19 protein-coding genes are annotated in these 20,646 nt (G+C 52.9%); 16 read left to right on the forward strand and 3 right to left on the reverse strand.

Annotated features, from left to right (window positions below; all coding sequences use genetic code 11):
* Nucleotides 1–50: 50 nt before the first annotated feature.
* From thrS to SR894_RS09655, 7 genes are all read left to right on the forward strand, one after another.
* Nucleotides 51–1,973 (forward strand): threonine--tRNA ligase, encoded by a 1,923-nt coding sequence (gene thrS / locus SR894_RS09625; RefSeq protein WP_133732899.1) that lies wholly within the window; start codon nucleotides 51–53, stop codon nucleotides 1,971–1,973.
* 60 nt (nucleotides 1,974–2,033) lie between these two features.
* Nucleotides 2,034–2,525: a translation initiation factor IF-3 gene (infC, locus tag SR894_RS09630; protein WP_009287797.1), complete on the forward strand. Its 492-nt coding sequence runs from the start codon at nucleotides 2,034–2,036 to the stop codon at nucleotides 2,523–2,525.
* A gap of 82 nt (nucleotides 2,526–2,607) precedes the next feature.
* Nucleotides 2,608–2,802: a 50S ribosomal protein L35 gene (gene rpmI / locus SR894_RS09635; protein WP_009724291.1), complete on the forward strand. Its 195-nt coding sequence runs from the start codon at nucleotides 2,608–2,610 to the stop codon at nucleotides 2,800–2,802.
* Between the two features lie 64 nt (nucleotides 2,803–2,866).
* On the forward strand, nucleotides 2,867–3,220 hold the full coding sequence (gene rplT, locus SR894_RS09640; protein WP_007114344.1) for a 50S ribosomal protein L20: 354 nt from the start codon (nucleotides 2,867–2,869) through the stop codon (nucleotides 3,218–3,220).
* A 159-nt stretch (nucleotides 3,221–3,379) separates the two neighbouring features.
* Nucleotides 3,380–4,399, forward strand: coding sequence for a phenylalanine--tRNA ligase subunit alpha (gene pheS, locus SR894_RS09645; RefSeq protein ID WP_007114343.1), 1,020 nt, complete (start codon nucleotides 3,380–3,382; stop codon nucleotides 4,397–4,399).
* Between the two features lie 26 nt (nucleotides 4,400–4,425).
* Nucleotides 4,426–6,807, forward strand: a complete 2,382-nt coding sequence (pheT, locus tag SR894_RS09650) for a phenylalanine--tRNA ligase subunit beta (protein WP_133732898.1) — start codon at nucleotides 4,426–4,428, stop codon at nucleotides 6,805–6,807.
* A gap of 121 nt (nucleotides 6,808–6,928) precedes the next feature.
* A complete protein-coding gene (locus SR894_RS09655) occupies nucleotides 6,929–7,228 on the forward strand; it encodes an integration host factor subunit alpha (RefSeq protein WP_133732897.1) in 300 nt (99 codons plus the stop codon).
* Nucleotides 7,229–7,439: 211 nt separating this feature from the next.
* On the opposite strand, the gene SR894_RS09660 is transcribed toward SR894_RS09655, so the two are convergent.
* Nucleotides 7,440–7,646, reverse strand: a complete 207-nt coding sequence (locus tag SR894_RS09660; protein WP_133732896.1) for a DUF2788 domain-containing protein — start codon at nucleotides 7,644–7,646, stop codon at nucleotides 7,440–7,442.
* A 143-nt stretch (nucleotides 7,647–7,789) separates the two neighbouring features.
* On the opposite strand from SR894_RS09660, the gene SR894_RS09665 reads away from it, so the two are divergent.
* The 8 genes from SR894_RS09665 to SR894_RS09700 all read left to right on the forward strand — a co-directional run bounded on the left by SR894_RS09665 (nucleotide 7,790) and on the right by SR894_RS09700 (nucleotide 17,423).
* A complete protein-coding gene (locus SR894_RS09665; RefSeq protein WP_133732895.1) occupies nucleotides 7,790–8,254 on the forward strand; it encodes a flavodoxin in 465 nt (154 codons plus the stop codon).
* A gap of 3 nt (nucleotides 8,255–8,257) precedes the next feature.
* On the forward strand, nucleotides 8,258–8,635 hold the full coding sequence (locus tag SR894_RS09670; RefSeq protein ID WP_223289026.1) for a hypothetical protein: 378 nt from the start codon (nucleotides 8,258–8,260) through the stop codon (nucleotides 8,633–8,635).
* Between the two features lie 277 nt (nucleotides 8,636–8,912).
* Nucleotides 8,913–10,265 (forward strand): trigger factor, encoded by a 1,353-nt coding sequence (gene tig / locus SR894_RS09675; RefSeq protein ID WP_223289025.1) that lies wholly within the window; start codon nucleotides 8,913–8,915, stop codon nucleotides 10,263–10,265.
* Between the two features lie 68 nt (nucleotides 10,266–10,333).
* Nucleotides 10,334–10,951 (forward strand): ATP-dependent Clp endopeptidase proteolytic subunit ClpP, encoded by a 618-nt coding sequence (clpP, locus tag SR894_RS09680; protein WP_133732892.1) that lies wholly within the window; start codon nucleotides 10,334–10,336, stop codon nucleotides 10,949–10,951.
* A gap of 74 nt (nucleotides 10,952–11,025) precedes the next feature.
* Nucleotides 11,026–12,306, forward strand: coding sequence for an ATP-dependent Clp protease ATP-binding subunit ClpX (clpX, locus tag SR894_RS09685; RefSeq protein ID WP_007114335.1), 1,281 nt, complete (start codon nucleotides 11,026–11,028; stop codon nucleotides 12,304–12,306).
* Nucleotides 12,307–12,601: 295 nt separating this feature from the next.
* A complete protein-coding gene (gene lon, locus SR894_RS09690) occupies nucleotides 12,602–15,013 on the forward strand; it encodes an endopeptidase La (protein ID WP_223289024.1) in 2,412 nt (803 codons plus the stop codon).
* Nucleotides 15,014–15,203: 190 nt separating this feature from the next.
* Nucleotides 15,204–15,476, forward strand: a complete 273-nt coding sequence (locus SR894_RS09695) for an HU family DNA-binding protein (RefSeq protein ID WP_035579518.1) — start codon at nucleotides 15,204–15,206, stop codon at nucleotides 15,474–15,476.
* Between the two features lie 126 nt (nucleotides 15,477–15,602).
* The gene (locus SR894_RS09700) at nucleotides 15,603–17,423 is read left to right on the forward strand and encodes a SurA N-terminal domain-containing protein (RefSeq protein WP_223289023.1); all 1,821 of its coding nucleotides are present in this window, start codon (nucleotides 15,603–15,605) and stop codon (nucleotides 17,421–17,423) included.
* A gap of 79 nt (nucleotides 17,424–17,502) precedes the next feature.
* Here the strand turns inward: SR894_RS09700 and SR894_RS09705 are convergent, their stop codons facing one another.
* Both SR894_RS09705 and SR894_RS09710 read right to left on the reverse strand, forming a co-directional pair.
* Complete coding sequence (locus SR894_RS09705; RefSeq protein ID WP_133732888.1) at nucleotides 17,503–18,276, reverse strand: UDP-2,3-diacylglucosamine diphosphatase; 774 nt, start codon at nucleotides 18,274–18,276, stop codon at nucleotides 17,503–17,505.
* Between the two features lie 13 nt (nucleotides 18,277–18,289).
* A complete protein-coding gene (locus SR894_RS09710; RefSeq protein ID WP_133732887.1) occupies nucleotides 18,290–18,790 on the reverse strand; it encodes a peptidylprolyl isomerase in 501 nt (166 codons plus the stop codon).
* Between the two features lie 168 nt (nucleotides 18,791–18,958).
* On the opposite strand from SR894_RS09710, the gene SR894_RS09715 reads away from it, so the two are divergent.
* A complete protein-coding gene (locus tag SR894_RS09715) occupies nucleotides 18,959–20,638 on the forward strand; it encodes a glutamine--tRNA ligase/YqeY domain fusion protein (protein WP_133732922.1) in 1,680 nt (559 codons plus the stop codon).
* Nucleotides 20,639–20,646: the final 8 nt, after the last annotated feature.

The following is a 20,646-nucleotide window of genomic DNA, read 5'->3' on the forward strand; positions in this document are numbered from 1 at the left end:
AGCGAAATGTGATCCTTGGTATGGATCACCACTGCGCTCAAGGAACCCGAATGCCTATTGTTACTCTGCCCGACGGCAGTCAAAAGACGTTTGAAGCACCGCTAACCATTATGCAGCTCGCAGAATCCATTGGCCCTGGTTTGGCTAAGGCCTGCATCGCTGGAAAGATCGATGGTGTGCTGGTAGATGCCGCTGACCTGATTGAGCAAGACGCAACGGTGGCGATAATTACTGCCCGGGATGCTGAAGGGCTGGAAATTATTCGCCACTCCTGCGCTCACCTCATTGGGCATGCGGTTAAGCAGATGTACCCCGAGGCCAAAATGGCCATCGGGCCAGTTATTGAAGACGGTTTCTACTACGATATTGAGTTTGGTCAATCCGTTACACCGGAAGATCTGGAAGCTATCGAAGCGCGTATGCAGTCACTGATCGAGCGTGAGTACGATGTGGTGCGCGAGTATGTTGATCGTGACCAGGCAATGCTGACCTTTTTGCATCGTGATGAGCCCTACAAGCAGGAAATTGTTCGCGATATCCCTGATGATGCGACGATCCGGCTTTATCATCACGAAGAGTACACCGACATGTGCCGCGGGCCGCACGTGCCTAATACTCGCCACTTAAAAGCCTTCAAACTAACTAAGCTGGCGGGGGCCTATTGGCGCGGAGACGCTGCCAATACCATGCTGACGCGTATCTACGGCACCGCATGGGGCGACAAGAAACAGCTTAAGGCTTACGTCAAACGTCTCGAAGAGGCGGAGAAGCGCGATCACCGTAAGTTGGCGCGTCGACTGGATCTCTTCCACATGCAGGAAGAGGCGCCGGGGATGATATTCTGGCATCCAAACGGCTGGGCGCTATGGCAGCAGATCGAACAATATATGCGAGGCGTCTACAAAGAGGGTGGTTATCAAGAAATACGCTGTCCTCAGATTATGGACGTTTCACTATGGAAGAAATCAGGGCACTGGGATAACTACGCGGACGGCATGTTCTTTACCGAGTCCGAAAAGCGTGAGTATGCTCTCAAACCGATGAACTGCCCTGGACACGTTCAGGTGTTTAATTCCGGCTTGCGAAGCTATCGCGAATTGCCCGTACGTTTTGGTGAGTTTGGTGGATGCCACCGTAACGAGCCCTCGGGTGCATTGCACGGCATTATGCGTGTACGGGCATTTACGCAAGATGATGGCCATGTTTTTTGTACAGAAGCTCAGGTTGAGCCTGAAGTAACTGCTTTTCATCGCCAAGCGTTGAAGGTTTATGGCGATTTCGGCTTTGATGATATAGCTATTAAAATTGCCCTTCGTCCAGAAAAACGTATTGGAAGTGATGAAGTTTGGGATCGGGCAGAGGATGCGTTACGTAGCGCATTAAAAAGCTGCGGCGTTGAATGGCAGGAACTTCCTGGCGAAGGTGCGTTCTACGGCCCCAAGATCGAGTATCATATGAAAGATTGCCTGGGGCGTGAATGGCAGGTCGGTACCATGCAGGTCGATTTTATGATGCCAGAGCGTCTTGGCGCTCAGTATGTGACCGAAGAGGGGCAGCGCAAGTCGCCGGTAATGCTGCATCGTGCTATTGTTGGTTCCATGGAGCGCTTCATTGGCATCTTGATTGAACATTATGCTGGCGCTATGCCATTATGGCTGGCGCCTCAGCAGGCGGTTGTCATGACTATCACCGATTCCCAGCGTGAATATGCGCTTGAATTAGAGAAACGCCTGCAAAAAAGTGGCTTGCGTGTTAAAGCGGACTTGAGGAACGAGAAGATCGGCTTTAAAATCCGTGAGCATACGTTACAGAAAGTTCCCTATCTCCTTGTGGTGGGAGATAAGGAAGTCGAAGCTGACTCAGTGGCCGTGCGAACACGCAGCGGCGAAAACCTCGGTACAATGACGGTCGATGAATTTATTGAACGCCATACTGCCGAGAGAGCAGCCCTGGCGACATCGTCAATTGCCTAAGGAGACGGAACGATCAAGAGAAGCAACCAGCGCGGGCGTCCAGCAGACAAACGCCCACCAATGAACGAGCGAATTGTCGAAGAAGAAGTACGCCTTATTGGTAGCGACGGTGAACAGTTGGGTGTCGTGCCCACCACCGAAGCGCTAGAGCGTGCTGAATCTGAAAGCTTAGATCTCGTGCAAATTTCGAATGCCGACCCCATCGTCTGTAAGATTATGGATTACGGCAAATTCGTTTTTGAGACCAAGAAGCAGAAAGCGGCTCAAAAGAAGAAGCAGAAGCAAATCCAGGTTAAGGAAGTTAAATTCCGTCCTGGCACCGATGAAGGCGATTATCAGGTCAAGCTTAAAAACCTGACGCGCTTTTTGGAAGGTGGTGACAAGGGCAAGGTCACACTGCGCTTCCGTGGTCGTGAAATGGCGCACCAGGATATCGGCCGTAAGCTGATGGAAAGGATCGCGGCAGACCTGGAAGAGATCGGAGTGGTAGAGGCTTTTCCGAAAATGGAAGGCCGCCAAATGATCATGATTATTGCCCCGAAAAAGAAGTGATCCAACGGCGATGTCAACGGGCCACCGTTAAACCGGTGGTCGGCCCTGGGTTTTCTAAAAAATATCGAGCGGAGTTTTCCTCATGCCGAAAATCAAAAGCAACAGCGGCGCTGCCAAGCGCTTCAAGAAGACTGCTAATGGCTTCAAGCACAAGCAGTCTTTCCGTAGCCACATCTTGACCAAGAAGTCGACCAAGCGTAAGCGTCAACTGCGTGGAATGAAACAGATCCATGCGTCCGACAAAGCGCTTATCCAGCGTATGCTGCCGAATCTGTAAGTCGGGATTTTGTTTTTCTGAGCGCACAAATTTTTTGCCTCAGCCTTAAAGTCAGGAGTGTGTTATGACTCGAGTTAAACGTGGCGTAGTAGCGCGTCGTCGCCATAAAAAAGTATTGAAGCTTGCTAAAGGTTACTACGGTGCCCGTTCGCGCGTTTTCCGCGTTGCCAAGCAGGCCGTTATCAAAGCAGGTCAGTACGCCTATCGTGACCGTCGCAACCGTAAGCGCCAGTTTCGCGCGCTATGGATCCAGCGTATTAACGCCGGTGCGCGCGTCAACGGTATGTCTTACAGCCGCTTTGTGGGCGGTCTTAAGAAAGCCGGTATCGAAATCGACCGTAAAGTATTGGCCGATTTGGCAGTACACGAGAAGGCTGCATTTGCAGCCATCGTGGAAAAAGCCAAGGCTGCCCAATAAGGTAATATGCACAGGGCTTGCGCCCGTGTGACGTGCCTGAGGTCATTTCAGAGTGACCCATCCAGGGGAAGAGCAGCCGCTCTTCCCCTGTTTTTTTGTCACCTTCAACGTGCCACGCCATTTTCCTGGATGGACACCGCTTAATTCGGAGTGAAACGGATGGATCACCTTCCTACTCTGGTATCTGAGGCTCGCGACGCCATACAGGCTGCGCAGAGTGTCGCCGCACTAGACGAGTTACGAGTACGCTACTTAGGTAAGAAAGGTGAGGTAACTGCCTTGCTGAAAGGCCTGGGGAAGCTGTCAGCCGAAGAGCGCCCTGCAGCGGGTGAGCGTATTAACCAGGCCAAGCAAACACTGGCCGATGAAATTGATGCTAAGCGCGAGCAGCTTGAGAGTGCTGCGCTTAATGCCCGTTTAGCCGCTGAAAGTATCGATGTCACATTGCCAGGGCGTGGCCAGGCCAGCGGTGGGTTGCATCCCGTCACGCGTACGCTTGAGCGCATAGAGGGTCTTTTCACACGTATTGGTTATGACGTGGCGGTAGGGCCTGAAATTGAAGATGATTATCACAACTTCGAAGCCCTCAACATTCCCGCGCACCACCCCGCTCGTGGTATGGCTGATACTTTCTATTTTGATGCCACCCGCCTGCTGCGTACTCATACCTCACCGGTGCAAGTGCGCACTATGAAAAGCAGCGAACCACCCATCCGTATCGTTTGCCCAGGGCGCGTCTATCGCAGTGACTCAGATTTAACCCACACACCCATGTTCCATCAAGTGGAGGGTCTGTTGGTCGATGAGGGGGTTAGCTTTGCTGACCTTAAGGGGACGATCGAAGACTTTCTGCAGGCATTTTTCGAGCGCGACGATCTTTCTGTGCGTTTCCGTCCATCCTATTTTCCATTCACTGAACCTTCCGCCGAAGTGGATATTCAGTGCGTGATGTGTAGTGGCGCAGGTTGTCGAGTATGCTCCCATAGCGGTTGGCTGGAAGTGATGGGGTGCGGCATGGTGCACCCAGAGGTCTTCCGTCATTCGGGTATTGATACCGAGCGCTATACCGGTTTTGCCTTCGGAATGGGGGCTGAGCGTTTGGCCATGCTGCGCTACGGCGTGAATGATTTGCGCCTGTTCTTTGAAAACGATCTGCGCTTTTTACGTCAATTCGCTTAAGACCGCCGCCGAATACAGGATCAAAGATGAAATTTTCAGAACAGTGGCTGCGTGAGTGGGTATCGCCGCAGCTTGAAACGCAGGCAATGGCCGACCAAATCACCATGGCGGGCTTGGAAGTCGACGCTGTTGAAGCGGTAGCCGCCGCATTCAGCGGTGTAGTGGTGGCTGAGGTGCTGAGTAAAGAGAAGCACCCTGACGCGGACAAGCTCAATGTATGCACCGTGAATGATGGTAGTGCTGAGCCTGTGCAGGTTGTGTGCGGAGCGCCCAATGTTGATGTTGGTCAGAAAATTCCCTTTGCCCAGGTAGGCGGCGTGCTACCGGGCGACTTTAAAATCAAAAAAGCCAAGCTACGCGGCGTTGAGTCGCGCGGCATGATCTGTTCAGCGTCGGAGCTGGGGCTTGAAGAAGAGACCTCGCCCGGCATTCTGGTGCTGTCGTCATCCGCACCAGTGGGAATCGACTTCAGAGAGTTCATGCATTTAAATGATATGACGATTGAGGTCGACCTGACGCCTAACCGAGGGGACTGCCTGAGTATTAAGGGACTGGCACGAGAAGTCGGTGTGCTTAACCGGTTGTCGGTTAATGGGCCAGCAATAGCGCCGGTGGCTGCTGAGGTTGAGGATAGCTTCCCGGTGAGCATTGAAGCACCCGAGCAGTGCCCGCGCTATATCGGCCGCATTATCAAGGGCGTCAATGTTCAGGCTGAAACACCGCTGTGGATGGTAGAACGTCTTCGCCGCAGTGGCGTGCGCTCGATTGACCCGGTGGTGGATATTACCAATTACGTGATGCTGGAATTGGGCCAGCCAATGCACGCCTTTGATCGTGACAACCTGCAAGAAGGCATAGTGGTTCGCATGGCCAAGCCAGGCGAGAAGCTAACGCTGCTTGATGGTAATGAAGTGGCGCTGCGTCCTGAAACGCTGATCATTGCCGATCATTCCGGCCCGCTAGCCATGGCAGGGGTGATGGGCGGTGAAAACTCCGGTGTTAATGAAAATACCCAGACTATTTTCCTTGAATCAGCGTTCTTCACACCGCTGGCCATTGCTGGTCAAGCCCGCTCCTACGGACTGCACACCGATGCATCGCACCGTTTTGAACGCGGCGTCGATCCACTGCTGACGCCCGTTGCCGTCGAGCGGGCCACACAGCTTTTGATTGAGATTTGCGGCGGCCAAGCCGGGCCTGTCGTTGAGGCACAAAGTGCTGAACATATGCCTGCAGAGCGCGCGATTCTGTTGCGCAGTGCGCGTTTGGAAAAGGCGCTTTCCAAGACTCTCGGCAGTGAAGATGTGACCGATATCTTGCAGCGCCTAGGGCTTGATGTGAGCGTACAGGAGGCCGGTTGGGCAGTCACCGCGCCAAGTTGGCGTTTTGATCTGGCCATCGAAGAAGATCTCATCGAAGAAGTGGCGCGTATCCATGGCTACAATAATTTGCCGGTTCGCCGCCCGGCGGCACGCTTGGCGCTTCGTTCGGCAGACGAGGCAACGCTTACCCATGCGCGGCTACGCCGCCAGATGGTTGCCCGCGGTTTCCAGGAAGCGATTACCTACAGCTTTGTGGCTCCCGAGCTGCAAGCGACCATGCTGCCTGACGCCGTAAGCCCGGCGCTAGCTAACCCTATCTCGGCTGATCTGTCGGTGATGCGTGCTAGTTTGTTTCCCGGCTTGGTGCGCGCCATGGAGTATAACCTCAACCGTCAGCAAACCCGGGTGCGGCTGTTTGAAACTGGGCTCGTGTTTAACGGAGAGTTGGATGCGTTGTCACAAGTGCCGATGCTCGGTGCCCTGGTATGTGGCCCACGTGAAGCCGAGGGCTGGAGTGATGCTAAAGGCCGCGTAGACTTTTACGACCTAAAGGGCGATTTGGAGAGTGTCCTGGCCTTGGGCGGTGACGCTGACGCATGGCGCTTTGAGCCTGCAGAACATCCTGCGCTTCATCCTGGTCAAAGTGCGCAGCTGCTGCATCGTGGAGAGCCCGCAGGTTGGATCGGCACCCTGCACCCTCAAGTGCGCGCAACGCTTGGCTTGAAGATGGATGCGGTGCTGTTTGAGGTACGACTTGATGCGCTTAGCCAAGGCCGGATTCCTGCCTTTGAACCGCTATCGCGCTTTCCTGAGGTGCGGCGTGATTTGGCGTTTATACTCAAGGAGACGACTCCTGTGCAGGCACTGCTGGATTGTGCCAAGCAACAGGCAGGGGAGTATCTGCAAGATATCAAGTTATTCGATGTTTATGCAGGTAAAGGTGTGGCCGAAGGGCACAAGAGTATTGCATTGGGCTTGACCTGGCAGCATCCATCGCGCACGCTAAACGACGAGGAAATCAACCAGTTGGTCGATTCAATTGTGACACAAGTGCGTGTCAAGCTGGATGCGGAGCTGCGCGGCTAATATTCATCTGGGCCACGCCACGATGCTTATCACGTTCTTGGCAATGCGTTTGCTACTGTATGTTGTATGTTTATACAGAGCGTTTGTTGCTGTTTTTGCTTCAAGGATAAGGAGAAGCCTTATGGGTGCGTTGACCAAAGCAGAGCTAGCCGAGCATTTGCACGCTGAGCTAGCAATGTCGAAGCGAGAAGCGAAGGCCATGGTCGAAGCTTTTTTTGAAGAAATTCGAGCCTGCCTTCGTGAAAACGAACAGGTAAAGCTATCGGGGTTTGGTAACTTCGATCTGCGTGATAAGCGCGAGCGACCGGGACGTAACCCCAAAACCGGTGAAGAGATCCCCATCTCTGCTCGGAGGGTCGTGACGTTTCGTCCAGGGCAAAAGCTCAAACAGCAGGTTGAGCAATATGTAGGCGGCGAGTAGTTATTTTTAGGCTGTGGGCGCAATCTATGCCAAGCTGTCTGGCTGCGCTCATAGCCTCTAAAACTTATCGCCTCTAAAAAATCATAGTCTCAAAAGCTCATGCCGACAAAGACTCATGCCTATTATAAGGAGTGCCTGCGGGCGCTCCTTCTCTGTTTTTAATGGGCATGTTGATAAGAGCGCTCATGTGGTGCTTGTTTCTTGATGTCTCTTAAATACCGCCGCTTTCAATTAGCCAAGTGATGACTACCTTAATGACGTAGCCCAGCATGCCTGCACCCAGCACGACAAATAGCATGATGGTGCCAAATTTGCCTGCATTCGATTTTTTGGCCAGATCCCAGATAATAAAGCACATAAATATGATTAGACCGCCAATCATTAACGGGGTAATCCAGGTCTCAAAGGTTTGCTGCATAGCCACTCCTGTGTGCTACTTGTGAATCACCCGTTGTGGGTGATGTGTCTCATTCTAACCAGCCATGTTAATATTTGAGCAAATTCATCGGGTATTTGTCGACTTAACGGTTGGCACTGTGACACTTTGACAGGGGAGTGACGATGCCGAAGCTGAATATTTTGGTGGGCACCATGTATGGCGGTGCCCTTGATGTGGCAGAGCAAGTGAAGCCCCTATTTGAACAGGCCGGTTACGCTGTGGAAATTGTTGAACAGCCATCTGTCGATGATATTGCCAGCGGTGACGCTGATTTGGCGCTGTTTTGTGTATCGACCACGGGTAGTGGTGATTTTCCCGGCAGTTTTGTGCCCTTCGTGCGTCAGTTGCGTGATCAGAGTCCCACGCTTACCAAGCTTCGCTACGGACTTATTGCACTCGGTGATAGCTCGTATGGAGATACTTTTTGCGGCGCTGGTCGTGCGCTTGACGAGCTGCTGGCGGATCATGGCGCGACGCGATTAGGGGAGCGATTAGAAGTCGACGCCATGGAGACGTTTATGGCCGATGATGCTGCTGTGCCCTGGGTGGAAGAGTGGATCGTTGCCCAGCAATTAGAGGTGGCTTAAGCGATGCAGCGAGCGCCTACCTCGCCTGAGCGCATTAGCGTTGCGCTGGGCTTATGTATCGTTATGCTGGCAACGCTGCCGCGCTATATGGCGGGCGGGCATGAAACCCGCCAGACGCTAATTATCTTCGCCTTAGCACTGGTGGCGTTTGTAACTGTTATTCAGTGGCGCTTACTGGCCGCGGAGGCGCGTCGCCGATTGCCGCGGCTTTGTATGCGGTTAGTCGTTATGCTGTTGTTGGGGATGGCCATAATGGGGGGCTGGCACGCGCTGTTTACTGATTGGATCAGCTGGCAAGTGTTCATCTCTCATGGTGCCACTCTGGGCGTGTTGCTTCATGCGATAAGCCTTTGGTGGTCGGGGGAGCGTCAATCCAGCTAGCGTTTTACTGCAGCGATTGAAAAAGTCGCTGCAAGACGCACAAAGCAGTAGAATGGTAAAAATGACGCAGCGTGGAGCTCCTAATTGAGCTAAACACGCCATAAAGCAGTTAATTGCTCGCATATTCCCTTGTTTTTAAAATCACTGCCCCCATGTTGCGAGCATGGCGCTTGCCACTATGCGTTGGGGTTCTTAAAATTGACCCTTTGATCTTTTTAGATCCAATCAGCACAATTACATGCAATCAACACAACGCCCAGCCGTTAGAGGACAATTCATGCAAGTTTCTGTCGAGACGACCTCCCAGATCGAACGTCGCATTACCATTCAAGTGCCGGCGGCCGAAATTGACGGGGCCGTTAGTGCTCGCTTGAAAGACACCGCGAAGAACGTTCGCTTGAATGGTTTTCGCCAGGGCCGGGTGCCAATGGCAGTAGTACAGCAGCGCTACGGCCAAGACGTACGTAACGAGGTTGTCAGCGAAGTAATGCGTGAGCGTTATGTGCGCGCTATTACCGAAGAGGGCCTGAACCCTGCTGGCTTCCCGCAAATTGAACCATCGGTCAATGAGTCTGGTAAAGATTTAGAGTTTGTTGCGGTTATGGAGATCTACCCGCAGGTTGAGCTGACCTCTATCGAAGGTACAGAGATTGAGCGTCCGGTGGTTTCGGTTAGCGATGCGGATGTCGATGAGATGATCGATACGCTGCGTAAGCAAAACGCGGCCTGGAAAGAGGTGGACGCTGCGGCCGCTGACGGTGATCAGGTAACTATTGATTTCCAAGGTTACATTGGTGATGAACCATTTGAAGGCGGCAGCGCCGAAGGCCACACGTTGGTCATTGGTTCCAATAGCTTTATTCCAGGCTTTGAAGAGCAGTTAATTGGTGCCAAAGCGGGCGAAGAGAAGACCCTTAACGTCACCTTCCCTGAAGATTACCAGGCCGAGCATTTAGCCGGTAAAGAAGCCACCTTCAAGGTAACGGTACACAAAGTCAGCAGTCAGCAATTGCCCGAAGTAGACGCTGAATTTATCGAGCGTTTTGGCGTTGAAGGCGGCGATCAGGAAAAATTCCGCGCTGAAATCAAGAAAAACATGACCCGTGAAGCGGCGCAAGCCGTTGATAACCGGGTTAAGCAACAAGTGCTCGATGCGCTGAAAAAGGTTAACGAAATTCCGGTGCCTAGCGCGCTCGTTCAGCAGGAAACTGACGGCATGAAGCGCCAAGCGGCGCAGCAGTTTGGCCTAGGAGAAGATTTTGATGTCAGCCAATTGCCCAACGAACTGTTCGAAGAGCAGGCCAAGGGCCGTGTTCAGGTCGGTTTGTTGCTGGCGGAAGTGATCAAAGCTAACGAACTCGATGCTGACGATGACGCTATCAAAGCAAAAGTGACCGAGCTTGCTGAGCAGTACCAAGATCCTGATGAAGTGGTGAGCTACTACATGGGCAACGAGCAGCTGAAAACCCAGGTGAAATCCGCCATTCTCGAAGAGAAGGCGGTGGCTAAGCTGCTTGAGCAAACGAACATTAAAGACGTTGAAATGTCTTATCAGCAAGCCCTTGCCGCTGCGCAACAGCAGGCAGAGCAAGATGAGGGTGCTGAAGAGGGCGAGCAAGCGAGCGCCTAACACCCTGGAACGTGGCGCACCTCTATGTCGGTGCGCCTTTCCCTTCCCGGACGCAAGGAATCACCTGAATGAGTGAGTTTGATATTCAAAACGCCGGCGGTTTAGTGCCCATGGTGGTTGAGCAGAGCGCCAAAGGGGAAAGAGCCTACGACATTTACTCACGCCTGTTAAAAGAGCGTGTGATCTTTCTGGTAGGCCCTGTAGAAGACTACATGGCTAATCTGGTTGTTGCCCAGCTGCTGTTCCTGGAATCGGAAAACCCCGATAAAGATATCCACCTGTATATCAATTCACCAGGTGGTTCTGTCACCGCGGGTATGTCGATCTATGACACTATGCAGTTTGTGAAGCCGGATGTCTCTACGGTGTGTATTGGTCAGGCGGCCAGCATGGGTGCGCTGTTATTGACAGCTGGCGCTGCTGGCAAGCGTTACTGCCTGCCCAACTCACGTGTCATGATTCACCAGCCGCTGGGTGGTTACCAAGGCCAAGCGTCTGACATTGAAATTCATACCCGTGAGATTCTGGGTATTCGCGAGAAACTGAACCAAATTCTTGCCCACCATACGGGTCAGGATATTGAAAGCGTTTCACGTGATACCGATCGGGATAATTTCATGAGCGCCAATAAAGCCAAAGAGTATGGTTTGATTGATGCAGTGCTGGATAAGCGGCCTACATCCTGATAGCGTGATAGGATTCTGCTTTTCTAACGAGCTTTTCCGGCGGCGAAAGCCGCCGCAGTGATAGAGGTATACGAATGGCCGACGGCAAAGGCAAAGACGAAGGTGGCAAACTGCTCTACTGCTCGTTTTGTGGCAAAAACCAAAACGAAGTACGTAAGCTGATTGCGGGCCCATCCGTCTATATCTGCGATGAGTGTGTCGACTTGTGTAATGACATCATTCGCGAGGAAGTTCTCGAAGCCGATGCCGAGAGCGATGAGGAGCGTTTACCTACGCCTCGTGAAATACGTCATACGCTTGATGACTACGTTATCGGACAGGATCGCGCCAAAATGGTGCTTTCCGTAGCGGTATACAACCACTACAAGCGTTTGAAAACCGATGTACGCGACGGCGATGTAGAGCTAGGTAAATCAAACATTCTGCTGATTGGCCCCACCGGTAGCGGTAAAACGCTGCTTGCGGAAACCATGGCACGGCTACTGAATGTACCCTTTACCATTGCGGATGCAACCACGCTGACGGAAGCCGGCTATGTCGGTGAAGATGTCGAAAACATCATCCAAAAGCTGTTGCAGAAATGCGATTACGACGTCGAGAAAGCCGAGCGCGGCATTGTTTATATCGATGAAATCGACAAGATTTCACGCAAGTCGGATAACCCTTCGATCACTCGTGATGTCTCGGGTGAAGGCGTTCAGCAAGCATTGCTGAAACTTATTGAAGGTACGACGGCTTCTGTGCCGCCTCAAGGCGGGCGCAAACACCCCCAGCAGGAGTTTGTCCAAGTCAATACGGGCAACATTCTGTTTATTGTCGGCGGTGCTTTTGCGGGGCTGGATAAAGTTATTCGTGATCGTGCTGAGAAAGGCGGTATCGGCTTCAATGCGGCGGTGAAAAGCAAGGAGTCCTCCCGTGGGGTGGGTGAACTGCTGGCCGATGTCGAGCCAGATGATCTGGTGAAATTTGGCTTGATCCCTGAGTTCGTGGGTCGACTGCCGATCATTGCAACGCTGATGGAGCTCACCGAAGACGCCTTGGTGCAGATTCTGACAGAGCCCAAGAACTCGTTGGTTAAGCAGTACGCCAAACTGTTTGAAATGGAAGATGTAACGCTAGAGTTCAGAGATGAAGCGTTACGAGCGGTGGCTGAAAAAGCCATGGAGCGTAAGACAGGTGCTCGCGGGCTGCGCTCTATTTTAGAGTCGGTGCTGCTGGATACCATGTACGAAATTCCTTCGCTGGAAGGCGTTAGCAAAGTCGTCATCGATGGCTCTGTGATTGCCGGAGAAAGCGAACCTCTGTTGATCTACTCTCAGCAGGAAGAAGCACGTGTCGACGGCACTGATGGCTAGTGGCTAGTCGAGTATCGCGGCCCAGCTTCAACCGCTTGCGCTAAATCAAGGGGTCGCCAAGGCGACCCCTTGTTGTTGTAGAGTGTTCTTGTAGAGCTCTGCCGTAGAGAGCCCTTATAAAGCGTGTTGTGAAGCCTGGTGGTCTAGCTAGAGAGCTATAAAGCCTAATTCGTGAAGTGTTACTGCTTCGCCTATGCAATGCTAACGTCTCAAACGCCAGCATTTTTTAAAGGTGTGCAGTACTTTTCCAAGTACTCTTTTAAGTACTCATCCGATTTGTCGAGGAACGTCTGCGATGCAGCAGAACGCCGAACAGACACAATGTCTACCCCTTTTGCCATTGCGCGATGTGGTTGTTTATCCGCAAATGGTCATCCCTCTTTTTGTAGGTCGTGAAAAGTCTATCCAGGCGCTCGAAGCGGCGATGGAGGCTGATAAGCGTGTGCTACTGGTGGCTCAGCGTGAAGCGTCTCAAGATGAGCCTGACAACGCGGATCTTTACGCGATGGGCACCGTGGCCGATATCATGCAGCTGCTTAAGTTGCCCGATGGCACGGTCAAGGTGCTCATTGAGGGTAATTTCCGAGCGGATGTTCTCAATGTCGAAGAGAATGCCGCAGGCTACACTCAGGCGCATTTAACGCCCCGAGAGAGTGAGCCGCTGACCAGCCGTGAGCAGGAAGCGCTGGTTCGCGTGTTGCTCAATCAGTTTGAACAGTACGTCAAGCTCTCCAAAAAAGTCCCCAATGAAGTGCTTAATTCACTGTCGGGGATTGAAGATCCAAGCCGCTTGGTGGACACCATTTGTGCCCATCTGTCGCTCAAAATTGGCGACAAGCAAGAGCTGCTTGAGATGGATCGAGTGCGCGATCGTATTGAGCATCTGATGGCGTTGATCGAGTCTGAAATAGACCTGCTGCAAGTAGAGAAGCGCATTCGCTCGCGTGTCAAAGAGCAGATGGAGAAGACCCAGCGCGAGTACTACCTCAATGAGCAGATGAAAGCTATCCAGAAAGAGATGGGTGAGCTGGATAATGTGCCCAATGAGGCCGAAAAGTACGAGCTGGCGATTAAAGAGTCCGGCATGCCGAAGGAAGCGTCTGAGAAAGCCACACAAGAGCTCAACAAGCTCAAAATGATGGCCTCAAACTCTGCCGAGGCGACCGTAGTGCGCTCCTACCTGGACTGGTTAGTCGCCGTTCCATGGAAAAAGCGTACGCGCGTAAAGCATGATCTCGTCAAAGCGCAGCAGGTACTTGATGAAGATCATTATGGCCTGGAGGAGGTCAAGGCGCGCATCCTGGAATATCTTGCCGTACAGAAGCGCGTGCGCAAAATGAAAGGCCCTGTGCTATGCCTAGTTGGGCCACCAGGGGTGGGTAAAACCTCCCTTGGCCAGTCCATCGCCCGTGCCACCAATCGTAAATATGTACGCTTGGCGCTTGGGGGCGTCCGGGATGAATCGGAAATTCGCGGCCATCGGCGTACCTATATTGGCTCTTTGCCGGGTAAGTTGATGCAACGCATGAGCCGCGCCGGGGTTAAAAACCCACTCTTCCTGTTGGATGAGGTCGACAAGTTAGGTATGGATCACCGCGGTGATCCGGCTTCTGCTCTGCTCGAGGTGCTTGATCCTGAACAGAACAACAGCTTTAGCGATCACTATCTGGAGCTCGACTACGATCTCTCTGAGACGCTGTTCATCTGTACCGCTAACTCGATGAATATTCCCAGCGCACTGCTTGATCGCATGGAGATTATTCGTCTACCGGGTTACACCGAAGATGAGAAGCTGGCGATCGCAAAACGCTATTTATTGCCCAAACAGCTAGCTGCGAACGGCTTGAAAGGCGATGAGTTAACGCTGGAAGATAGCGCACTTTTAGAGCTTATTCGCTACTACACGCGAGAAGCGGGTGTGCGTGAGCTAGAGCGGCAGATTGCCAAGGTATCACGTAAAGTGTTGCGTGAACGGCTAGAAAAAGAGCGTGACCCGCAAGCCGACCAAGCGGGCCAGAGCTTAACGGCAGAGCAAATCGAACACTACGCGGGCGTACGACGCTACAGTTATGGCTTAGCGGAGCAAGACGACCAGATCGGCCGAGTCACAGGGCTTGCCTGGACATCGGTGGGCGGCGAGTTACTCAACATCGAATCAGTGGTGACGCCGGGCAAAGGGCGTATTAACAAGACCGGTTCGCTAGGCGATGTGATGAAAGAGTCGGTGAGCGCTGCCCATACCGTGGTCCGCGCCAGGGCTGAAGCGTATGGCATTGATCCAGAGCGGTTCGAAAAAGAGGATCTGCACATCCACGTTCCCGAAGGGGCTACGCCTAAAGATGGGCCCAGTGCGGGTATTGCCATGGTGACGGCGATTGTTTCCGCTTACACCCAGCGGGCGGTGCGCTGCGATGTGGCAATGACCGGTGAAGTCAATCTCCGCGGTGAAGTATTGCCGATAGGCGGACTGAAGGAGAAATTGCTGGCAGCCCGCCGCGGTGGTATAAAGACAGTGCTAATTCCTGAAGAAAACCGCCGTGATCTCAAGGAAGTACCTGACAATATCAAAGGTGCATTGGATATTCGTCCGGTACGCTGGATAGATGATGTCTTAGCCGTAGCGCTAGCTGATCAGGTAGAAGGTGGTGCGCCATTGCAAAGCACCGAAGCATCGTTTAGTAATAACGTCGTTGCTAGTACTCATTAAGCTGTTAAAGTCCTCGTTGGTCTTTAATTTTACTTAATATATGCCCGCTGCTTGTGTGGCGGGTATTTCGCGGCATGGTTGCTTGACAGATGTTTCAAGGCATTGCTATAAAACGCAGCTATGCTTTGATCGTTCCATCGGTGACCATGCCGTTCAGAGCCATTTTTTTGAAACAGTCAAGGGGTGAAGAGTGAATAAGTCCGAGCTGATTGAAGCCATTGCCGCGTCTGCAGATATTCCTAAAGCAGCGGCAACCCGCGCATTGGATGCCATGGTGGAGTCTGTCACCGATAGCCTTAAGAAGGGCGAAAGCGTATCACTGGTAGGTTTTGGTACCTTCGCGATCAAAGAGCGTGCTGCTCGTACTGGCCGTAACCCACAAACGGGTGAGCCAATCCAGATCAGCGCTGCAAAAGTACCCAGCTTCAAAGCAGGTAAAGCGCTGAAAGACGCCGTCAACTAATTTGACCGCGTTTGCTGTAACCTAATGGGCGCATCGCACTGGCGATGCGCCCATGTTATTTTCTGGCCCACTGTTCATAAGAGTTTAGCGGGCCACTGTATTTGGCTGTGACTATCTGAGGCTAGCATGCTGCAAAGTATTCGAGATGGCTCCAGGAGCTGGGGTGCCAAAATTATTATCGGTGTTATGGTCGCGGCCATGGCGCTTTTCGGGATTGAGTCACTGTTTGGGCTTTTTGGCAGCGATCCGAACGAAGTAGCGAGCGTCAACGGTCAGCCGATTATGCGCCAGCAGGTTGAAATTGAGGTTCAGCGCGCGCTGCGTTCGGGCCAAGTACCGCCAGAGCAAGAACGAGCATTGCGCAACGATATGCTTGATCAACTCATCACCCAGCAGCTGTTATCCCAATACGCTGAAGAGGGTGGCTTTGCCGTTTCAGAAGAACAGCTAGATCAGTTGATTGTCAGTCTGCCGGAATTTCATGATCAGGATGGCCGCTTCTCCGCTGAGGTGTTTAGAAATCGTCTCGCCGGCGCTGGCTATACGCCGGTCTCCTTTCGTGAAGAGTTACGCGTCGATATCCAGCGCCAGCATTTACAGCAAGGCTTAGCCTTCAGTGATTTTAGCCTGCCCAACGAGCAAGAGCGGCTAGCTGAATTACAGCGCCAGCAGCGTAGTTTCCGCTATATCTTGCTGGACGGCGACGATGTTGACGCCGATATCGACGTCAGTGAGGGCGATCTACAAGCATATTACGATGCCCATCAGGAGCGCTATGAGCGTCCTGAGCAGGTGCGCCTTGAGTATGTGCTGATTGACCGCCAAGCCATGGCGGAGGGGGTTGAGGTAGACGAAGAGGCCCTGCGTGACGCCTGGCGCGAGCAAAATCGTGATGCTGACCGGCGTGTATCCCATATCATGATCACCTTTGGTAATGAGCGCACTCGCGATGAGGCGCAGCAATTGGCTGAGACTGCTCGGGAAGCCCTGGACAGCGGTGATTCGTTTGCGGATACCGCCTTGCGCTATTCTGACGACACGGCCAGCGCAGAAGAGGGCGGCGATCTGGGTGTGATCAGCCGTGGCTTCTTTGGCGACACCTTTGATGAAGCGGCCTTTGGTCTCGAAGAAGGCGATGTTTCCCAGCCGGTTGAGTTGGATAACGCTTTTCACATCATTCAGGTAACTGATATTCAGGGCACCACCTTTGAAGAGCAGCGCGATGAGTTGGCGCGGGAAGTAGCGCTGCGCGAAGTTGATGATGAGTTTAACCAGCGAGTTCAACAGCTGATTGATGAGAGCTTCGCTGCCGACGACTTGCAGAGCGTTGCCGATGAGCTTGATCTAACGCTGCAGGAGAGCGATTGGCTTGCTCGTGATGATGAGGCTGAAGGGGTGCTGTCTGAGCCTGGCGTAATGTCGGCAGCCTTTAGCAACGACGTATTTGAAGAGGGCTACAACAGCGAAGTGATCGAGCTGGATCAGGATCGTCGCTTGGTTCTGCGGGTTGCCGAACAGCGCGATGCGACTCTGTTGCCGCTTGATGAGGTACGTGAGGAAGTCGAGATTTCAGTGGCCGCTGAGCAGCAGCAGCAAGCGCTGCGTGAAGAAGCGCAGGCACTGCTCGAAGGCCTACGAGAAGATCAACAGGTTGATGTGGATTGGCTCGAAGCCAACAGCGTAAGCCGTCAAGCTGAAACCACTGTGCCTCAGTTGATTGTCCAGGAAGCCTTCCGTATGCCGCGCCCTGAAGAGGGTGAGAGCGTCTATCGCACGGTTGAACTACCGCAAGGTGTTGCTGTGGTAGCGCTGGATAGCGTAAGCGTCGGTGAGGTCGATGAGCAGATGGAGACATTTGTTGCGCAAATGGCCGAGCAGTTGCGTGCCCAATCGGTGCTGCAGGGACTGATTGATGACTTGCGCAGCGATGCAGAAATAGAGCGATAGATTCGCTTAATGCGAATTTAATACAGCAATAGCAAAAAGCCGATCACATGATCGGCTTTTTGCTACCCGGAAACAGCGGTCAGAAATCAGGTAGTTCCGTTAAAGAGAACTGACGCAGCCTAGGCGCAGTATGATCGGTGCGCTCAATGATAATATCCCAACCGTGCTGGGCATCCCAGTCGCCTAGCACATAGCGCTTGGCAGGCACGTCCTCAACCGTTAAGTCATGTACTCTGGGGCGGTGAGTGTGACCGTGGATCATGGTGGTCAAGCCGTGTTGCTCCATCAGCGCAATAACTTCTTGTGGCGTCACATCCATAATCGCTTCAGCTTTATTAGCATTGGCTTCACCGGATTGAGTACGCAAGCTCTGCGCAAGTGCGACGCGCTGTTCCAAAGGTAGCGCAAGCATCTGTGCCTGCCACTCTGGATTGCGCGACTGTTTGCGAAAAGCCATATACGCTTCATCCTGGGTACACAGACTATCACCGTGTAGCAATAAGACGGGAACGCCTTGAATTTCCACTTCCTCAACATCCGGTAGCAGAAATGCCTGGCAGGCACTTATGAAGCGTTCGCCCAGCAGAAAATCTCGATTGCCGTGCATGAGGTACACCGCTGTACCGTTGCTACTAAGCTTGCGTAAATGGCGAATCACCTCATGGGCAACAACGCTAAGCGGATGATGGGTGGCGTCGAGCAGGTCGTCCCCTATCCAGGCATCGAAAAGGTCACCCAGGATGTAGAGAGCATCTGCCCCGGGGGCCGTGTGCTCAAGGTAGCGGTAAAATCCCTGATTGATCTCAGGGGTATCGCTACTTAGATGAAGATCGGCAACAAGCAGTGTGCGCATAAGGCTCCCCGCGTTATTCCGCGTCTTTGACGTATGCGCGCTCGATAATGACATCTTCAGAGGGGACGTCGGCGTGCATACCCCGGCGCGAAGTGGCAACGTTTTTAATTTCGTTCACAACATCCATGCCGTCAACGACTTCGCCAAACACCGCATAGCCCCAGCCTTGCAGGCTTTTACCGCTGTGATCAAGAAAGCTATTGTCGCCCACATTGATAAAAAACTGCGCAGTGGCAGAGTGGGGATCCTGGGTGCGTGCCATTGCTAATGTGCCAACGGTGTTTTTCAAGCCGTTATCGGCTTCGTTTTCGATAGGGTCGCGGGTCGGCTTTTGGTTAAACTCCTTATCGAAACCGCCCCCTTGCACCATAAAGCCGTCGATGACTCGGTGGAACAGAGTGCCGTCATAAAACCCATCGCGCACATACTGCTCAAAATTCGCTGCGCTAATCGGCGCTTTTTCGTGGTTAAGAGCGATGGTGATGTCACCGTGGTTCGTCTGTAATACGATCATAGATAAATTCCTGTTCAATAAAGGCGTTCGCCTTGGCGCTGTGCATCGGCGTCACGTTATAATAGCGGTTTTGCCCTGCACCGCGAAGGGCCATAGGAGTATCCTATGTCTTTAAAGCACGCCTTCACGGTTCAGCACGCCATCCACCACGAGGTTATCAACACCATCATGACCAACGAGACCACCCCAGCGCCGAACTTCATTCGCAACCAAGTACGCGACGAAATCGAGGGCGGCCAGGTCACTAAGATCGTGACGCGCTTCCCGCCGGAGCCCAATGGCTTCCTGCATATCGGCCATGCGAAGTCGATCTGTCTAAATTTCGGGTTGGCGGAGCAACTGGGTGGCGAGTGTCATCTACGTTTTGACGACACTAACCCTGCCAAAGAAGAGCAGGCCTACATCGATGCGATCAAAGAGGACGTCAGTTGGCTAGGCTTTGAATGGGCCGGCCCAGTGCGTTTTGCCTCTGATTACTTCGACCAGCTCTATGCCTGGGCGCAGCACTTAATGCGTGAAGGCAAAGCCTACGTTGACGATCTTTCCCCGGATGAAATTCGCGAGTATCGTGGTACTTTAACAGCGCCGGGCAAAGCCAGCCCTTACCGCGAACGCAGCGCCGAAGAGAACCTGGATCTACTGGCGCGCATGCGCGAAGGTGAGTTTGGTGAAAGTGAAAAGGTCGTGCGCGCCAAAATTGATATGGCCTCACCCAATATCAATCTACGCGACCCGATAATTTATCGAATTCGCCACGCCACCCATCACCAAACCGGTGATAAGTGGAAAATCTATCCCTCTTACGACTTTACCCATGGCCAGTCAGATGCCATCGAAGGTATTACGCACTCGATCTGCACCCTGGAATTTGAAGATCACCGTCCGCTGTACGAGTGGTTTTTAAATAATCTGCCGGTACCCGCGAAGCCGCGCCAGATCGAGTTTGCACGGCTGAATCTCGACTACACCCTGACGTCCAAGCGTAAGCTGAAGCTGCTGGTGGATGAACAAATCGTCGATGGCTGGGATGATCCGCGCATGCCGACGATCTCCGGCATGCGTCGCCGTGGCTACACGCCCGCGTCTATTCGTAAGTTTTGCGAGATGATAGGCGTTACCCGTGCCGACGGTGGCCTGGTGGATATCGCCATGTTGACCCACGCTATTCGCTCGGATCTTGAAGACAATGCCCCACGCGCCATGTGTGTGTTAAAGCCGCTGAAAGTCGTGCTCACCAACGTGCCGGAAGATCACCAGGAAGTGTACGAAGTCCCTGGTCACCCGGCCCGTGAAGATATGACGGTGCGTCAGGTGCCGTTTAGCCGCGAGCTGTATATCGACCAAGACGACTTTATGGAAGATGCGCCCAAAAAGTTCTTCCGCTTGGCGCCAGGTAAAGAAGTACGCCTGCGCAACAGCTACGTGATTCGTTGTGACGAGGTCATCAAAGACGCCGCCGGTGAGATCAGCGAACTGCACTGCTCGGTGGATTTCGATACGCTGGGTAAAAACCCTGAAGGCCGTAAGGTCAAAGGTGTTATTCACTGGGTCAGCGCTGCACACGGCGTGCCAATGGAAGTCCGTCTTTACGACAACCTGTTCACCGTTGAGCAGCCTGATCGCGATAAAGATGTCGATTTTCTAGAGCATCTTAATCCGGAGTCTTTGGTCGTTTGCCAAGCCATTGGAGAGCCAAGTCTAGCAGAGGCAACCCCCGAGTCACGCTTCCAGTTCGAGCGCATCGGCTACTTCTGCGCTGACCGCCACGACTCTACACCAGAGCATTTGGTGTTTAACCGTACCGTGGGGCTGAAAGATAGCTGGGCTAAAATCAAGCAGAAGGGCTAAGACAAACA

It is taken from the genome of Vreelandella neptunia, from assembly GCF_034479615.1.
Classification (GTDB): domain Bacteria; phylum Pseudomonadota; class Gammaproteobacteria; order Pseudomonadales; family Halomonadaceae; genus Vreelandella; species Vreelandella neptunia.

Bases quoted from the DNA above. Each gene is read 5' to 3' on its own strand.
- thrS (WP_133732899.1), top strand. From the start codon at position 51: ATGCCTATTGTTACTCTGCCCGACGGCAGTCAAAAGACGTTTGAAGCA.
- infC (WP_009287797.1), top strand. From the start codon at position 2,034: ATGAACGAGCGAATTGTCGAAGAAGAAGTACGCCTTATTGGTAGCGAC.
- rpmI (WP_009724291.1), top strand. From the start codon at position 2,608: ATGCCGAAAATCAAAAGCAACAGCGGCGCTGCCAAGCGCTTCAAGAAG.
- rplT (WP_007114344.1), top strand. From the start codon at position 2,867: ATGACTCGAGTTAAACGTGGCGTAGTAGCGCGTCGTCGCCATAAAAAA.
- pheS (WP_007114343.1), top strand. From the start codon at position 3,380: ATGGATCACCTTCCTACTCTGGTATCTGAGGCTCGCGACGCCATACAG.
- pheT (WP_133732898.1), top strand. From the start codon at position 4,426: ATGAAATTTTCAGAACAGTGGCTGCGTGAGTGGGTATCGCCGCAGCTT.
- SR894_RS09655 (WP_133732897.1), top strand. From the start codon at position 6,929: ATGGGTGCGTTGACCAAAGCAGAGCTAGCCGAGCATTTGCACGCTGAG.
- SR894_RS09660 (WP_133732896.1), bottom strand. From the start codon at position 7,646: ATGCAGCAAACCTTTGAGACCTGGATTACCCCGTTAATGATTGGCGGT.
- SR894_RS09665 (WP_133732895.1), top strand. From the start codon at position 7,790: ATGCCGAAGCTGAATATTTTGGTGGGCACCATGTATGGCGGTGCCCTT.
- SR894_RS09670 (WP_223289026.1), top strand. From the start codon at position 8,258: ATGCAGCGAGCGCCTACCTCGCCTGAGCGCATTAGCGTTGCGCTGGGC.
- tig (WP_223289025.1), top strand. From the start codon at position 8,913: ATGCAAGTTTCTGTCGAGACGACCTCCCAGATCGAACGTCGCATTACC.
- clpP (WP_133732892.1), top strand. From the start codon at position 10,334: ATGAGTGAGTTTGATATTCAAAACGCCGGCGGTTTAGTGCCCATGGTG.
- clpX (WP_007114335.1), top strand. From the start codon at position 11,026: ATGGCCGACGGCAAAGGCAAAGACGAAGGTGGCAAACTGCTCTACTGC.
- lon (WP_223289024.1), top strand. From the start codon at position 12,602: ATGCAGCAGAACGCCGAACAGACACAATGTCTACCCCTTTTGCCATTG.
- SR894_RS09700 (WP_223289023.1), top strand. From the start codon at position 15,603: ATGCTGCAAAGTATTCGAGATGGCTCCAGGAGCTGGGGTGCCAAAATT.
- SR894_RS09705 (WP_133732888.1), bottom strand. From the start codon at position 18,276: ATGCGCACACTGCTTGTTGCCGATCTTCATCTAAGTAGCGATACCCCT.
- SR894_RS09710 (WP_133732887.1), bottom strand. From the start codon at position 18,790: ATGATCGTATTACAGACGAACCACGGTGACATCACCATCGCTCTTAAC.
- SR894_RS09715 (WP_133732922.1), top strand. From the start codon at position 18,959: ATGACCAACGAGACCACCCCAGCGCCGAACTTCATTCGCAACCAAGTA.